This window comes from Streptomyces sp. NPDC090499, assembly GCF_044769305.1.
Lineage (GTDB): Bacteria > Actinomycetota > Actinomycetes > Streptomycetales > Streptomycetaceae > Streptomyces.
In genome coordinates, this window is the sequence record NZ_JBIVXP010000004.1 from 481,124 (window position 1) to 495,522 (window position 14,399).

14 protein-coding genes are annotated in these 14,399 nt (G+C 70.6%); 7 read left to right on the forward strand and 7 right to left on the reverse strand.

Annotated elements, in window-relative coordinates:
- Position 1 precedes the first annotated feature (1 nt).
- On the reverse strand, positions 2-766 hold the full coding sequence (locus tag ACIQVL_RS17835) for a hypothetical protein (protein WP_403475744.1): 765 nt from the start codon (positions 764-766) through the stop codon (positions 2-4).
- A 145-nt stretch (positions 767-911) separates the two neighbouring features.
- On the reverse strand, positions 912-1,391 hold the full coding sequence (locus ACIQVL_RS17840; protein WP_403428963.1) for a DUF1877 family protein: 480 nt from the start codon (positions 1,389-1,391) through the stop codon (positions 912-914).
- A 460-nt stretch (positions 1,392-1,851) separates the two neighbouring features.
- Between ACIQVL_RS17840 and ACIQVL_RS17845 the strand changes: the two genes are divergently transcribed.
- Positions 1,852-2,484, forward strand: a complete 633-nt coding sequence (locus ACIQVL_RS17845) for an RNA polymerase sigma factor (protein WP_403475745.1) — start codon at positions 1,852-1,854, stop codon at positions 2,482-2,484.
- The gene (locus tag ACIQVL_RS17850) at positions 2,481-3,356 is read left to right on the forward strand and encodes a hypothetical protein (protein WP_403428965.1); all 876 of its coding nucleotides are present in this window, start codon (positions 2,481-2,483) and stop codon (positions 3,354-3,356) included. The genes ACIQVL_RS17845 and ACIQVL_RS17850 overlap by 4 nt, the downstream gene beginning before the upstream one ends.
- Before the next feature lie 217 nt (positions 3,357-3,573).
- On the opposite strand, the gene ACIQVL_RS17855 is transcribed toward ACIQVL_RS17850, so the two are convergent.
- Genes ACIQVL_RS17855 through ACIQVL_RS17865 form a run of 3 tightly spaced genes read right to left on the reverse strand, consistent with a single transcriptional unit; the run spans position 3,574 to position 5,177 of the window.
- On the reverse strand, positions 3,574-4,002 hold the full coding sequence (locus ACIQVL_RS17855; protein ID WP_403475746.1) for an arsenate reductase ArsC: 429 nt from the start codon (positions 4,000-4,002) through the stop codon (positions 3,574-3,576).
- Positions 4,003-4,026: 24 nt separating this feature from the next.
- Positions 4,027-4,773 (reverse strand): aquaporin, encoded by a 747-nt coding sequence (locus ACIQVL_RS17860; RefSeq protein WP_403475747.1) that lies wholly within the window; start codon positions 4,771-4,773, stop codon positions 4,027-4,029.
- Positions 4,773-5,177: an ArsR/SmtB family transcription factor gene (locus tag ACIQVL_RS17865; RefSeq protein ID WP_403475748.1), complete on the reverse strand. Its 405-nt coding sequence runs from the start codon at positions 5,175-5,177 to the stop codon at positions 4,773-4,775. The genes ACIQVL_RS17860 and ACIQVL_RS17865 overlap by 1 nt, the downstream gene beginning before the upstream one ends.
- 108 nt (positions 5,178-5,285) lie before the next feature.
- Here ACIQVL_RS17865 and arsM point away from each other — a divergent pair, with 108 nt between their 5' ends.
- Positions 5,286-6,197, forward strand: coding sequence for an arsenite methyltransferase (gene arsM, locus ACIQVL_RS17870; protein WP_403475749.1), 912 nt, complete (start codon positions 5,286-5,288; stop codon positions 6,195-6,197).
- A gap of 333 nt (positions 6,198-6,530) precedes the next feature.
- On the opposite strand, the gene ACIQVL_RS17875 is transcribed toward arsM, so the two are convergent.
- Positions 6,531-7,376, reverse strand: a complete 846-nt coding sequence (locus tag ACIQVL_RS17875) for an alpha/beta fold hydrolase (protein ID WP_403475750.1) — start codon at positions 7,374-7,376, stop codon at positions 6,531-6,533.
- Between the two features lie 480 nt (positions 7,377-7,856).
- On the opposite strand from ACIQVL_RS17875, the gene ACIQVL_RS17880 reads away from it, so the two are divergent.
- A complete protein-coding gene (locus ACIQVL_RS17880; protein ID WP_403475751.1) occupies positions 7,857-9,260 on the forward strand; it encodes a ricin-type beta-trefoil lectin domain protein in 1,404 nt (467 codons plus the stop codon).
- 259 nt (positions 9,261-9,519) lie between these two features.
- Here the strand turns inward: ACIQVL_RS17880 and ACIQVL_RS17885 are convergent, their stop codons facing one another.
- Positions 9,520-10,275 carry a hypothetical protein gene (locus ACIQVL_RS17885; protein WP_403475752.1) on the reverse strand — a complete coding sequence of 252 codons (756 nt, stop codon included), beginning with the start codon at positions 10,273-10,275 and terminating at the stop codon, positions 9,520-9,522.
- Between the two features lie 502 nt (positions 10,276-10,777).
- Here ACIQVL_RS17885 and ACIQVL_RS17890 point away from each other — a divergent pair.
- The 3 genes from ACIQVL_RS17890 (at position 10,778) to ACIQVL_RS17900 (ending at position 14,084) form a co-directional block, all read left to right on the forward strand.
- Positions 10,778-12,025: an MFS transporter gene (locus ACIQVL_RS17890; protein WP_403475753.1), complete on the forward strand. Its 1,248-nt coding sequence runs from the start codon at positions 10,778-10,780 to the stop codon at positions 12,023-12,025.
- A gap of 68 nt (positions 12,026-12,093) precedes the next feature.
- Positions 12,094-12,840 carry a M15 family metallopeptidase gene (locus tag ACIQVL_RS17895; protein ID WP_403428980.1) on the forward strand — a complete coding sequence of 249 codons (747 nt, stop codon included), beginning with the start codon at positions 12,094-12,096 and terminating at the stop codon, positions 12,838-12,840.
- 89 nt (positions 12,841-12,929) lie between these two features.
- Complete coding sequence (locus ACIQVL_RS17900; protein ID WP_403428981.1) at positions 12,930-14,084, forward strand: D-alanine--D-alanine ligase family protein; 1,155 nt, start codon at positions 12,930-12,932, stop codon at positions 14,082-14,084.
- The last annotated feature ends 315 nt before the right edge of the window (positions 14,085-14,399 follow it).

Here is a 14,399-nt window from a genome sequence, read left to right on the forward strand (position 1 = left end):
CTCACTTCACGGGCTTGTGGGACGAGGCGATGGAGCGCCCCTTGGCGGAGTGTGCGGTGGTGGGGGTGGCGCTGGGAGTAGCGGTGGTCGTGGCGGTCGGGGAGGCGGTGCCGGTCGGCGTCGCCGTGGGCCCGGCCGTGGCCGCAGCTGAGGCCAAGGTGGTCGGGCGGCCTGCCGCACCGGAGGTGGCCCCCGGCGCCGTGCCGCGGGAACTGCCGTGCCCGGCGCCGGAGCCCGCGGTCCCCGCCGCGTGGCCCTTGCCGGACGAGGAGCCGGAGCCGGGGGCGGTCGCGTGGGGCGCGGCCGGGTGCGTCGGGTCCGGCAGCGGCACGAACGGGGAGCTGATGGTGGGACCGCCCAGGACCGTGCTGATCAGCAGGACGACATAGCCGACGGCAGGAATCACCAGCAGACGTGCGGCGCGCCGCACGCGGCGCTGACGGCGCCCCGAGGCGTCCACGAAGACGGGCCGCACCGAATCGTCCTCCGGCGTGCCCTGGTCCGGGGGCAGCACGGTGATGACGTCACCGTGCGGAGAGTCCCACTCCGCCGTGGCGAACTGGTCCGGCCCGGTCCGGGGGAGCGGCGTGTCGGTGCCCCAGGGCTCCGGCACGCCGGCCTTCGTGATGGTGGTGGCAGTGCTGCCACCGCTCGCGTGGCTGTGGGCACGCCCGTACCGGGCATCGCCGTACGATTCGCCGCCGTACGACTCGTCGGCGTACGACCCATCGCCGTACGCTCCGCCGCCTTCGTCCGTCACCTGCACGAGCCCCGCCCTTGCCCTGGCCGACGACCGACCTGGTCGCCTGCATGGAAAGAGCGCGAGAGGCCGAAACTGTTACACCTCCCACCTCGGACAGCCACACGTCCCCCTTCGGACACTCACGTGTCCCGCCGGGGACGGCCGCCCTTCACGCCTCGGCCAGCCACTTCACCACCGCGTCCCCGTGCCCGGCCGTGTGCGCGTAGAACGCCGTCAGTTCCCTGTGCGCCTCGGCACACACCCGCCGTGTCTCGGGCTCCGCGCTCTCGCCGCCGTAGCGAGGCAGCAGGGTGTCCCGGGCGGTGTCCCACAGGGCGTCGAAGTCGGCCGCCGTCAGGAACCCGGCCACCCGGCGGGTCTGGGCGGCCGTCAGCACCAGCAGCGGCGGTCTGTGCCGGTCGGCGCGGAACACGGGGCGGCCACCGAGCACCACGTCGGGACCGTGCGGGAGAGCACCGGCGTAGAGGCGCTCCTGGTCCAGGCAGCGCTTGTCCAGCACCCCCTCGCCGGGCCGGCCGGCCCGGCGAGGGACGGTCTCCGAGTCGCTTGCGAAGAGCTGTTCCAGCCAGGTCGGGCTGTTGCGCAGCGCCGGGGCGGGCACTGCTCGCAGACGGAGGTACGCACTCATGCCAGGAGGAGCGCACGGGGGAGGCAAAGCATCACGCGGACGGGTGGCGCCGGTTGACGGTCAGGCCGCCGGACGGTCACGCGGGGCGGCCGGAATCCCGCACAGCGGTCGGGATTCCGGCCACCCCATCCCTTTCCGTACCGCTCACGGGGGGAGACCTGAACGGCACGGAGAGGGGTCAGGGGAGCGGGCCGCGGTGTCGGCGGCGGGCCGGCCCGCACGGTTTTGCGCCCGGCTACTCCCCCAGCGCAGGGCCCGAGGGAAACGTCACCCGGCCTGGTCGGAGCCGGTCGGGCTCCGCCATCCGCACACCGGATCCGGCGGCGACGACGTGGGGAGGCTCCCGGGACGTTGTGACACTTCTGTGAGGATGCGCGCTGGTTACCATGGGGCCGTCGATGCGACCGGAGCACGGCGGAAGACGTGGACTCGGCTGTGATCGGTGCGAACGAGGGCAATCTTGGGCCAGGTACGGCAACCCCGGCGCGTACAGGAGTACGACGGGGAACTGGGCGCTGCGGTCGCGCGGGCCCAGGAGGGCGACGAGGCCGCCTTCGCGGTCGCCTACCGGATCGTGCAGCCGGGCCTGCTCGGCTACCTCCGCGGCATCGTCGGTGATGAAGCGGAGGACGTGGCGTCCGACGCGTGGCTGGAGATAGCACGCGACATCGGACGTTTCAGAGGCGACGGGGCCGGCTTCCGGGGCTGGACCGCCACCATCGCCCGGCACCGGGCGCTGGACCATCTGCGTCGCCGGAGGGTACGCCCCCAGGCGGACTGGACCGACCAGGACGTACTGGACCTGGCCGGCCCGCACAACACCCCGGAGCTGGCCCTTGAGTCCCTCTCCACCCAGTGGGCCCTGGAACTGGTCCGTGGACTGCCACAGGACCAGGCCGAGGCCGTGCTCCTACGGGTGGTCGTCGGCCTGGACGGTCCGGCCGCCGCACGGGCCCTGGGCAAGCGTCCGGGAGCGGTGCGCACGGCCGCCCACCGGGGCCTGAAACGCCTCGCCGCTCAGCTGGGCATCGGCGGTGAGGCGGCAGAGAGTGTGACGGACGGGACGTCCCGCACGCTGGGGGAGTCGACATGAACGACGATGCCGGCAGCGGCCACCCCAAAGGCATGAGGCCCAGCACACCGTACGAAATCGCAACGGTCGGACAGGAACGGAAGACGGACATGGGCGAGCGGCTGAGCGGCGAAGGAGTACCGGGCCGTCGACCTGCACAGTCCGGTGGTGCCCTGCCCGGCCCCGCGAACGTGCATGACGCCGACGCGCTGGAGACGGTCCTCGCCGCCGCCATCCGGGCCGACGGTCTCGCCCCCGAGGCCGAGCAGCGGGCCGTGGCCGCCTTCCGGGCCGCGCATGCCGGGGGCGCGCACCGAGCACGTACCCGGCGCCGGGACGACTGGCGGCCGGCGGAGCAGCGGCGGGCCCGGCGCCCGGTGAAGATGACGCTCGGCGTCGTGTTCGCCAGCCTCACCCTGGGTGGCGTCGCGGTCGCGGCCATCGGTTCCGCAGGCTCCTCCACCGACAGCACCGGTGACGGTCCGGGCACCACCCGTCCGTCCGCGGTTGCCCCGAACCGGCCGGGCGATGCGGCCTCGTCACCGTCCTCCGGCAGCGCTCGCCCGACGGGTCGGCCCCCCACTGCTCAGGACATCGAATCCCACTGTCGCGCCTACGAGAAGGTTCAGGGCAACGGCAAGGCGCTGGACTCGACAGCCTGGCAGCGGCTCATCGCGGCCGCCGGAGGCGAGGAAAAGGTCGCCGCCTACTGCTCGGAGCAACTGGCCGGGGCGACGGCCGCACCGAGCGCGTCGACAGGGACGGGCAGGTCCGGCAAGGGTGCCGCGAAATCCGCCAACGGCACGGGGGGCAACAGCGGCGCCTCCGGCAACAGCACGTCCGGGAGCAGCAGCAAGACGAACAGCGGCCGGGGGAACGGCGAGGACAAGTAGCCCGCGGACGCCCCGACAGGGGGCGCGAGGAGCGCACTCCCGTGTACGCGGCCACCACTGGTCCCACACCGGCGAACGTCGCTGACCATCTGAGACGAGCGGATCTCTGGTTCCAGTTCTGGTTGCATCCCCCCAGCTCTGGTTGCATCCCCCCAGCTCTGGTTGCATCCCCTGTTCAGCACCGTCCGGCACGCTCCTGGGGCCGCCGCTGCGTGTGTCAGGCCCTGGCCTGCGCACCGAGGTCGGCGAGCAGGGTGCGGATGCGGTGTTCGATCTCGTCGCGGATGGGGCGTACGGCGTCGACGCCCTGCCCGTCCGGGTCGTCCAACTTCCAGTCCAGGTAGGTCTTGCCGGGGAAGACGGGGCAGGTGTCGCCGCAGCCCATCGTGATCACCACGTCCGATGCCTGGACGGCCGCCGTGGTCAGGACCTTGGGGGTCTCGGCGGAGATGTCGATGCCTGCCTCGCTCATCGCCTCGACGACGGCGGGGTTGACCGCGTCCGCCGGGGCGGAGCCGGCCGAGCGGACCTCCACCGCGTCTCCGGCGAGGTGCGTGAGGAAGGCGGCGGCCATCTGGGAGCGGCCCGCGTTGTGGACGCAGACGAAGAGGACGGAGGGGCGGTCGGCGGCGGGAGCGCTGGTCATGGTGATGTCTTCCTGGGTGGTGGGTCAGGGGAGGGTGGGGGTGGTGAGTTCGGACTCGCCCTGAACCGTTGGGGTGTGGGGCCCAGCGGGGGCAGGGCGGCCGAAGACCGCTGCCACGAGCGCCAGGCCGAGTACCGCGCCGCCGGCCTGTGCGGCCGTGAACGGGGCGATCGAGCCGGGTGCGATGCTGGCGAAGGTGTCGGTGAAGGTGCGGCCGATCGTCACCGCCGGGTTCGCGAACGACGTCGACGACGTGAACCAGTACGCGGCGCCGATGTACGACGCCACCAGCACCGGGGCGAAGCGGGCGCGGGCGGTTTGGGCCAGGCCGAAGACCAGGAGGACGAGGCCGGTGGTGGCCACGGTCTCGCCCAGCAGCAGGTGACCGGCCGAGCGGTCGTGTGTCGACCAGCGCACCAGCGGTTTGCCGAACATGGCGTCGGCCAGGACCGCGCCCGCGATCGCTCCCGCGATCTGGGCGGGGACGTACGCGGCGACGTCCCGCCCGCTGAGCCCCTCGTCGTCGGTGCGCCGACCGGTGAACCAGGCCGCGAGCGTGACGACGGGGTTGAAGTGGGCGCCCGAGACGGGACCGAGCAGCGCGATGAGGACGCCGAGTCCGAGGACGGTGGCCAGGGAGTTGGCGAGCAGTTGGACGCCGGCGTCCCGGGACAGTTCGGTGGCCTGGATGCCCGAGCCGACCACGACCGCGACCAGGGCGGCGGTGCCGACGGCCTCGGCCAGGGCGCGGCGCCCCAGGGAGGCACCCATCACGCCGGAGTCTTCGCGGTCGCCGGGGCCGCCGGAGTCGCCGGAGTCGCCGGGGTCGTGAGGAAGGCGGAAAGTCGGTCGAGAGCCTTCGGGAGTACCCAGTAGTAGACCCAGGTGCCGCGGCGCTCGCAGTCGATGAGTCCGGCCTGCCGGAGGAGCTTGAGGTGGTGGGAGATGGTCGGCTGGGACAGGTCGAAGGCCGGGGTCAGCTCACAGACGCAGACCTCGCCACCCTCCCCGCGCGAGGAGGCGATCATCGACAGCAGACGGAGCCGGACCGGATCCCCGAGGGCCTTGAACACCTTCGCCAGGTCGGCCGCCTGGTCCTCGTCCAGCGGCGAGGCGGTCAGCCCCGGGCAGCAGGCCGTGTCCTGGCCCAGCACCTCAAGCTCTTGATTCGACATGCCTCTATGTTGACGTTCTTCGATGCAGGGCGCAAGGTTGTATCGACGGACATCGATACAGGACGTTGCGGGGCGCCGCTGTGCCCCGTCTCACCCGGGAGTGATGCCATGAGCGAGCAGCCGACCGACCTGCGCGAAACGGTCCGGCAGCGGTACGCCGCCGCGGCCGTGCAGGTCACCGAGGGCGGCGGCAGCGCCTGTTGCGGGCCGCAGCCGGTCGAGGCGGACGTGAACTTCGGCGCCGCCCGCTACGCCGCCGACGAGCGGGCGGCCCTGCCCGCCGAGGCGGTCGCCGCGTCCCTGGGCTGCGGCAACCCGACCGCCGTGGCCGAACTCCGGGAGGGCGAACGGGTCCTGGACCTCGGCTCCGGCGGCGGCATCGACGTCCTGCTCTCCGCCCGCCGGGTCGGTCCGACGGGGAAGGCGTACGGGCTGGACATGACCGAGGAGATGCTCGCGCTGGCCCTGGCCAACGCGGCGCGGGCGGGCGCGACGAACGTGGAGTTCCTCAAGGGCGCCATCGAGGCGATCCCGCTCCCCGCGAGCACGATCGACGTGGTCGTCTCCAACTGCGTGATCAACCTGTCCGTCGACAAGCCCGCCGTCTTCGCCGAGACCTTCCGCGTGCTGCGGCCCGGCGGTCGTATCGGTGTCTCGGACGTCGTCGCCGACGACACCCTCACCCCCGGACAGCGGGCCGAGCGCGGGGACTACGTCGGCTGCATCGCCGGGGCCCTGTCCTTCGCCGAGTACCGGGCGGGACTGGAGGCCGTCGGCTTCACGGAGGTCGAGATCACCCCGACGCATCCGGTCGCCGACGGCCTGCACTCCGCCGTCGTCCGCGCGGTCAAGCCGTCCGGCGCTGCGGAAGAGAGCGGTTCGGCTACGACAGCGGGTTCGTGCCGCGGGGTCTCCGCGTGCTGTACCTCGGACGAGCAGGCCGGCGACCCCTCGACCACGGCGGCCTCGACCACGGTGGTCGTGGTTAAGGCCGCATCGGGATGCGGCTGCCAGGGCTGACCTGCCGCTGCCCCGACATGCCTCTATCGAACGCCGGGTCGAACGATGCCGACGCCGACGTCACCGGTGACGTCGGCGAGGAAACGCAGGCGCTTCTTGCCCGTCCATGCTGCCCGGCAAGGGGACGAGGTCACCGCTGAGAGAAGGGGAGGGCTCCCGCAGGCATCGGGCCTGCGGGAGCCGTCCGTTGTGCCGCCTGCGGTCGCGAGTCCTGCACTGTCCGGCGCGGCAGTAGAGAGTCGTCGTCAGTGCCTGTACCGCGGCGAGGAAGGCCGTGACATGGCCGTCGGAAGCCCCGCGTCGATCAAACGGGCGCCCCGCTACAGGGGTTGATCAGTGCACGGAGTCGGCGGCGGCGACGATGGCGCGGTCGACCGCTCCCGGGCTGATCGAGGGAACGTCGTGGCCGGAGCGGGTGTAGACGATGTGGGCGCCCACTCGGTCGGCCTCGAACTTCTGGGCGGCCGTCGGCACGGCGTGGTCCGCGGTCGCGATGACCGCCCACTTCGGTGTCCTCGCCGGCGGATTGACGGTGGCCTTGTCGGTGAACGCGGAGAGGGCGACCGGTTCCTGGGTCACCGAGGCGGTGCGGATGGCGGACTTCGACAGCCCGTTTCCGTAGACGGTCCCGTACTTGTCGGCCTTCAGGTACACGTCGGTGTCGCCGCCGGGCAGGGGAACGGTGCGGAAGTTCTCCGAAACGAGCTGCGACCCGGGGAACTGTCCGATCAGGGAGCCGGCGGTTTCTCCGGCCTTGGGGATGAGAGCCGCCACGTACACGAGGGCCTTGACCTTCGACGTCTTCGCGGCGACCTGGCTGACGACCTCTCCCGCGTAGGAGTGGCCGACCAGCACCACGGGGCCCTTGACGGTCTTGAGCTGAGCCTCGACATAGGCGCTGTCGAAGGCCAGGCCGCGCAGCGGGGTGTCGACCGCGAGAACCGGGTAGCCGTGGCGTCGCAGGTAGCCGATCTCGCTGCTCCAGCTGGAGGAGTCGGCGAACGCCCCGTGGACCAGGACCACCGTCGGCTTCGCGCGGTGCGCCGCCTGCGAGGCGACGGCGTGGCCGTTCGCCCGGGGCGTGACGGCGCTCGCGTTCGTCACGGCCAGCGAGGCCACGACCGCGCCACTCACGAGCCCGGCAGTGGCCAGCGCTTTGATTCGAGCGGTGGACTTCATGTGGTGTTTTTCCTCTCGGGTTGTCGAGCCGAATCGGCAGAGGAAGCGGCGTGGTCCGCAGGGACACGGAAACCGTATGTGGTGCGGCCGGTGGCGCTTCGCAGAATCGACTATGGCGGCTGTATCGGCGGAGGGCTAATGCCAATTCTGCTTCTTTCCATGTCGATCCGGCATGAGCCAGTTGACGGCCCCGCTGTTCTTCGATATTTCCGGTGCCGAATTTCTGACGCCTAAGGCGGGGAGCGTCGTTGGCAATTGGGCGGGATGCGCGCTGTCCAGCGCGGTTGATTGCCGTTATCTGTCTCACCTGCGCAGTGGTGGGGGCACTGCGACGGGTACGAACGGGCACGGTCGCCACTGGGCTGCCGTCGTCGCGGAGACCGGACGACGACGATGTGAAGCCGTGACGTCGCCAACATGCCGAAATCTGCCCCGGCAGGGGGCGAACCCCCTGCTTCTCCTCGCGGACTTGGAGCCGGAGTGCGCATACACAAGCTGAGCTCTGCCCTGGTGGGGGTCGTCGCCGTGCTGGCGCTGACCGCCGGGACACCTGCTTCCGAAGCGGCGGCCTCCGCCCGGCCTTCCGACGCGGCGGCTTCCGCTCGTCCGGACTCCGGCTCACCCGCACCCGGTGCCCGGCACAGCGAGCGCGTGGTCCCCGGTATGACGGGGGCGGCGCTTCGCAAGGGACTGCCCGCCGAGGTCTCCCGGCGGTTCTACGAACTCAACGCCTCCGGGCACGTCAGTTCGGGCGCTGTCGCCAAGGACGCCCCGTCCGCAACGGATTCAACCGCCGGCGCCCTGTCCTCCTGGACCGGGAAATACCACGCCTACTGGGGTGTCTTTCCCACCGGCGGGACCGTGCACGGCGCGCAGGCCACGCACAGCGTGAATCTCTCGACCCCGGTCACCGGCGACGACACCGTCTATGCGCCGACCCTGGACCCGAGCAACGCCACCTGCATCGAGATGACCACGATCTACTCCGGGGGCACGATCTGGGTCGGAGCGTGGGACTGGTGTGCGGCAAGTCCGGGCTGGGGAAAGTACGTGGTCGTCGACTCCGCTTTCCTGGACACCTACACGAAGAAGGTGAACGGCCGGCCGTCGTACTCGGTCCAGGACGTTCAGACCAATGCGGCCACCAACGAATGGACTTCGTACCTCTACAACTACGACACGCACGACTGGGAGACCTTCTTCAAGAGCGCGAACACCGGCAAGCTGAGCAATTCCGGCGGCGGCTGGGACATGATGGAGGTCTACACGCACTACGACCCCACGACCGGCGAGGGCCAGTACTGCGCGGAGACCAAGGGCGCGGTGTTCCAGACGACGGGACTCAAGTACCAGACCTCCTACGGCGGCGGCTGGACGGCCGCCACGGAGGCCAACTCGAGCGTGGCGACCACGGTGAAGTCGTCCGACCTCGGCTGCTCGGACCTGTCCTACGCGGTGCTGACGCCGAACAGCGGGTTCTCGTTGACCAACGAGAAGAACCCGACGGGTCCCATCGGCAACTCCGCCGGGATGTGCGTGGACAGCCGTTTGGGGAACACCGCGAACGGCAACCCGGTCCAGCTGTACTGGTGCAACGACACGAACTCGCAGCAGTGGACGCTGAACCTCAACGGCACGATCACGGCCGAGAGCAAGTGCATGGCCGTCAAGGACGGGGGCACGGCCGACGGCACCGTAGTGGAGCTGTACGACTGCGACGGCTCCGGCGGCCAGGACTGGCAGGCGCGTGCCGACGGCACGATCTACAACCCGCAGTCCGGCAAGTGCCTCGACGGCACCGCCGACTACGCCACCGCGCTCACCCAGCTCCGGATCTCCACCTGCGCCGGCGTCGTCAACCAGCGGTGGAACATCCCCGCCTGACCCATCGGCGGGGGCGGCTTGCCGGAGACGTGCTCAGGCACCCGGTAAGCCGCCCTGCGGAGGAACCCCCCGAAGTCTCCGACGGGGGCCGCCGGCCACACTCGTGCCACCCCCTGCCGTCCAGCCCGCTGTCCAGGCGTTCAGAAGCGCGGCCCGCACGGCCTCCTGGGATTCCTCCGGTTCCTTCGGCTCCTCCCGTTCCGCATCGTCGCCAGGTGTCGCGGCTCGCTCGTCCATGTTCGTCTCTCCGTAGGTCTGTTCATCTGCGATGCCTGCCGCGCTCCCGCTGCCCAGGCTTTCCCCGGGCCTCCTCGACGAGGCCCAGGAACGTCGTGCGCCCCCATTGGGTCGTGCAGTCGACCGACAGCCCGTCACGCGCGAGCCGCTCGTTGAGCCGTACGACTCTGCCCTGCAGCGCTCGGCGGCTCATCGGTTCCCCTGCTGTGCCGAGCAGGAGGCGCAGGTCGTGGCAGCACCAGGGCCGCGAGGCGGAACAGAGGATGTCGAACAGCACCTGCTGGGAGTGCTGCTGGGGGCGGACAGCGCGAAACGGTGGCGCGTCCGCGGTCCGGCGCCGCGGCGAGCGCCGCATGTCAAGCCATCGCCGCTCGGCGGCGATTCTGCTGGCGAGTTCCCTGGGCGGCGCGTCGCGGGGGAGGACGTTGGCGGCACCCGCCAGCAGAAGCCCCACCGAGTCCGTGTGATCAGGCGTGAGCACCACTACGGACGAGATGTTGCTCAGCGCGCGCACGCGTTGCACGAGACCGTCGCTCCACTGCGAACCGGGTACGTCCAGGACGGCGAGGCGAGTGCCGGCCTCGTGCAGCAGGGCGCCGTAAGCCCGTTCGGAGCCCCAGGTGTGCGTCTGGGCGGGCAGCACATGCTGGCTGCGCATGGTGCGGAGCAGGGACGCCGTCTGCTCGCGCTGAAGGGTGAGCACGATGCTCACCGGATAGGTGACGTCCTCCTCTTCCACGAGGCCGACGGGACCTTGGGCGACGCTGAGGTCAGTCATGTTCGGTGTTCGTCCTCCGGGGTTGCAACGCCCGGACCTGGGCCTGGAGGCGTTGGCGAAGGCCGGCCTTCTCGGACATCGGCGGGCCGCCGGGCGACAGAGGCAGACCCGACCCGCAGGCCGATTCTCGGTCGGGTCCAGCCGATTCCGCCCATACCGACCAGGGCCGTTCTGATGCCGGATCGGCATGTCACCAGCTTGCCGACGCACCGTCCGCCGCAGCTGCCGTGCCGGAGTGTCCGTTCGGCCCCTCCCGAGGTCCCGTCGGTACCCGATGCGCTCCAGCGGCCGTGCGCGCACCAGCCCGACCCCTAGCGTGGTTCCCCGTCGGCCTCCCCCGGTCCCCCTCGGCGGGAGGCCGCGTCGATGCCTGCCGAGTCGCCTGCCGCGTCGGAGCCATGGCGATGACTCCCCGATGCGCCGACAGGCCAAGTGACGTGCGCCCCGCGGGTGCCGCTCGCGTGAGCCACTCCGCCCTTCCCGTAGAGAGAGCCGAACAACGATGCTCGAAGAGCTTCATGCCAAGTCCGAGGCAAGGGCCGGGCCGCCCAGCGGGTGGGCCGACGACGCGGTCACCCGCCGGAGGTCGGCTGTCTTCCTGTCCACCGTCCTCATCACCTTCCTTGTCGCCTCCAGTGCGCCCACTCCGCTCTACCCCGTCTACCGGGCGAGTTGGCACCTCTCCTCCGGCACGGTCACCGTGGTCTACGGCGTGTACTGCCTGAGCGTCCTGGTCGCGCTCCTGACCGTCGGCGCGCTCTCCGACCATGTCGGCCGACGGCCGGTCATCGGCGCCGCCCTCGCCCTCGAAGCACTGTCCATGCTGCTTTTCCTGCAGGCCGGCGGCGTGACCTCGCTGATCCTCGCCCGGACGCTCCAGGGGCTGGCCACGGGTGCCGCGACGAGTGCACTGGGTGCTGCCCTGCTCGACGTGACCAGACGGTGGGGCCCCCTGTTCGTCAGCATCGCTCCGCTCGTCGGCATGGCGTTGGGGACGATCGGCACGAGCCTGCTCATGGACCTGATCCCGGCTCACCTCGGCAGCGTGTACATGCTGTTGTTCGGTGCGCTGGCCGTGCAGACGCTCGGTCTGGCCTTCCTTCCGGAGTCGAGGTCGCCGAGGCCGGGAGCCTGGCCTTCACTGCGACCACGGATCCGCGCGCCCCGGTCGAGTCGTCGAGCCCTCCTCGTCACCGCCCCCGTGTTCGTGGCCGTCTGGGCCCTGGGCGGTTTCTATCTGTCCCTCGGGCCCGATCTGGTCGAGGGCATCACAGGATCGGCATCGTCGGCCGCCGACGGCCTGATCGTGTCGCTGCTGACCGCCAGTGCGGTCCCTGCCGTGCTGCTGACCCGGCATGCCGACGCCGGCCGAACGGCCTTGGGCGGCTCCCTGCTCCTGACGACGGGCGTGGCCGTCACGCTGCTGGCCGCGCACCGCGACTCCTCCACGGCCCTGTACGTGGGGACCGCGGTGGCCGGTGCGGGATTCGGCCCCGCGTTCCAGGGCGGCGTCCGTCTGGTGACGGCGAACGTCCTCGCGACGGAACGGGCGGGCCTGATGGCCGCCGTCTACACCATCACTTATACGTCGATGTGCATTCCGGTACTGGTCACGGGTCTGCTCGTCGGCGAATACGGTCTCCTGCACTGCACCTTGGTCTTCGGTATTTTCGTCATGGCGCTCTCACTGACGCCGTTCGCGGGCCTGGGGAAATTCTCCGCCCATGTATCAAGTAAGGGTAGGGCATAGTGATAATCGACAATGCGCGTACGCGTGTCCCCACGCTGCTGGCATTTCTGGCGGCCGTCCTTGTCACGGTGACGAGCGCGTCCGCCACCGCCCAGGCCGCCGACGCGGAAAGCAAGGCACCCGCCGATTTCGTGGCGCTCCACGACGTGGCCCCCGCGATTCTGCAGGAGATCCGTTACGCCACGCCCCACAATTTCATCGGCACGCCGATCAACGGCTACACCGAACCGCTGTGCATCGTCACCGCGCCGACGGCACAGGCCCTGGCGAAGGCCGAGCGCTACTTCCTGACGCAGGGCTACACGCTGAAGGTGTACGACTGCTACCGGCCGCAGCGCGCGGTGGACCAGTTCGTCGAGTGGGCCCAGGACCTGACCGACCTGAAGATGAAGGACGAGTTCTACCCGCAGGTGGACAAGGCCGACCTCTTCGCCGACGGGTACATCGCGGCGAAGTCGGGGCACAGCCGTGGCAGCACGATCGACCTCACACTCGTGAAGCTGCCGGTCCACCCGACGCGTCCCTACGTTCCCGGGGAAAAGCTGGAGCCGTGCTACGCGCCCGCGGCGGAGAGATTCCCGGACAACTCGATCGACATGGGCACCGGGTACGACTGCTTCGACACGCTCGCGCACACGCTCGACCCGCGCATCGTGGGAGTCCAGCACAGCAACAGACTGCTGCTCAAGAACGAGCTCGAGTCGCTCGGATTCGTGAACCTCGCCGAGGAATGGTGGCACTTCACCTTCGCGGCCGAGCCCTACCCGTCCACCTATTTCGACTTCCCCGTCTCCCGGTCCTCGCTGGCCGGCTGACCGGACAACCGAGGACCTCGGTCCACCCGTGTGCGGCGCCGGCCCTCCGAGCGGAAGGCCGGCGCCGCACAGCGAAGGAGGCAGAAACCATGACCGAACCATCCACCTCCCCTCCGTCCGGATCGCGCCGCAGGCCGCTGGTGGTGCTCCTCTTCGGTGGCCGGAGCTCGGAGCACGGCATTTCCGTCGTGACCGCGGGGGCCGTGCTGCGGGCCATCGACCGGACGAAGTACGACGTCCTGCCGGTCGGCATCACCCGGGACGGGCGCTGGATCCTGACGGCGGACGATCCCGGGCGCATGGCGATGGCCGACGGACGGCAGCCCACGGTCGAGCAGCTCACGGATGCGGACCGGGGCAACATCGTCGTCTCCGTCGACCCGACCGACCGGACCGTCGTCCGCAGCGAACGCGGCACGGAGCCCAAGGTCCTCGGGGAAGTGGACGTGGTCTTCCCCGTACTGCACGGACCGTACGGCGAGGACGGCACCGTGCAGGGTCTGCTGGAGCTGTCCGGCATCCCCTACGTCGGAGCGGGCGTCCTCGCCTCGGCGGTCGGCCAGGACAAGGAGTACATGAAGCGGATATTCAGCTCGTTCGGCCTGGCGGTCGGGCCGTACCTGGTGGTCAGACCCCGTGAGTGGCGGTCCGACGCGGCGGGTGCCCGCGCGAGGATCAGCCGCTTCGCCGGTGCGTACGGCTGGCCGCTGTTCGTGAAACCGGCGCGCGCCGGTTCCTCGATCGGCATCACCAGGGTCGACGGGCCGCCGGGCCTTGAGGACGCGATCGCGGAGGCGCACCGGCATGACGCGAAGATCATCGTGGAGGCCCTCGTGCGGGGCCGCGAGATCGAGTGCGGCGTGCTCGAGTTCCCCGAGGGGCCGCGGGCCAGCGTGCCGGCCGAGATCCCGGCGCCCGAGGCACGCGCGTACTACGACTTCGAGGCGAAGTACCTCGCATCCACCCCCGGAGTGGTGCCCGCGGCGCTGACCGAGAGCCAGACCGGTGAGGTGCGCCGACTGGCCCTCAGGGCGTTCGAGGCGGCCTCCTGCGAGGGGCTGGTCCGTGCGGACTTCTTCCTCACCGAGGAGGGGCAATTCGTGATCAACGAGATCAACACCATGCCCGGCTTCACCCCCGTCTCGATGTACCCGCAGATGTGGCAGGCCAGTGGCATCGGGTACGGCGACCTGGTGGATCGTCTGCTTCAGGCGGCGCTGCGACGGACCACCAGGCTCAGGTGATCCGAGCCGAATCGCCCAGCCCCGCCTCCCGGAATACATCGGCTCGCAGTGGATTCACCGAGGGGCGGCCGGACCATAGAAGTCGGGGGTTTGCCGATTGTTGCGCCGAGGTGGAGCGGAATTTCTTGCACGCCGGTTCCGAATTCCGGCTGCCTGCCGTGGTTCACCGCAGGCAGAAGCGGCACGGGAGCCCGTTCTCCTTCAGGTCGGCACCGTCGGCGCGCGGCGGAGAATGCGGGCAGGGCTGCGTGCATGGCTGCGTGCACGGCGGGGCAACCATCCGCCGACGGGGGGCCGCTTTATGCCGGTCAATCA

Coding starts and splice junctions, on each gene's coding strand:
- ACIQVL_RS17900 (WP_403428981.1), top strand. CDS start 12,930: ATGACCGAACCATCCACCTCCCCTCCGTCCGGATCGCGCCGCAGGCCG.
- ACIQVL_RS17875 (WP_403475750.1), bottom strand. CDS start 7,376: ATGAAGTCCACCGCTCGAATCAAAGCGCTGGCCACTGCCGGGCTCGTG.
- ACIQVL_RS17855 (WP_403475746.1), bottom strand. CDS start 4,002: ATGACCAGCGCTCCCGCCGCCGACCGCCCCTCCGTCCTCTTCGTCTGC.
- ACIQVL_RS17865 (WP_403475748.1), bottom strand. CDS start 5,177: ATGTCGAATCAAGAGCTTGAGGTGCTGGGCCAGGACACGGCCTGCTGC.
- ACIQVL_RS17840 (WP_403428963.1), bottom strand. CDS start 1,391: ATGAGTGCGTACCTCCGTCTGCGAGCAGTGCCCGCCCCGGCGCTGCGC.
- ACIQVL_RS17860 (WP_403475747.1), bottom strand. CDS start 4,773: ATGGGTGCCTCCCTGGGGCGCCGCGCCCTGGCCGAGGCCGTCGGCACC.
- arsM (WP_403475749.1), top strand. CDS start 5,286: ATGAGCGAGCAGCCGACCGACCTGCGCGAAACGGTCCGGCAGCGGTAC.
- ACIQVL_RS17890 (WP_403475753.1), top strand. CDS start 10,778: ATGCTCGAAGAGCTTCATGCCAAGTCCGAGGCAAGGGCCGGGCCGCCC.
- ACIQVL_RS17885 (WP_403475752.1), bottom strand. CDS start 10,275: ATGACTGACCTCAGCGTCGCCCAAGGTCCCGTCGGCCTCGTGGAAGAG.
- ACIQVL_RS17850 (WP_403428965.1), top strand. CDS start 2,481: ATGAACGACGATGCCGGCAGCGGCCACCCCAAAGGCATGAGGCCCAGC.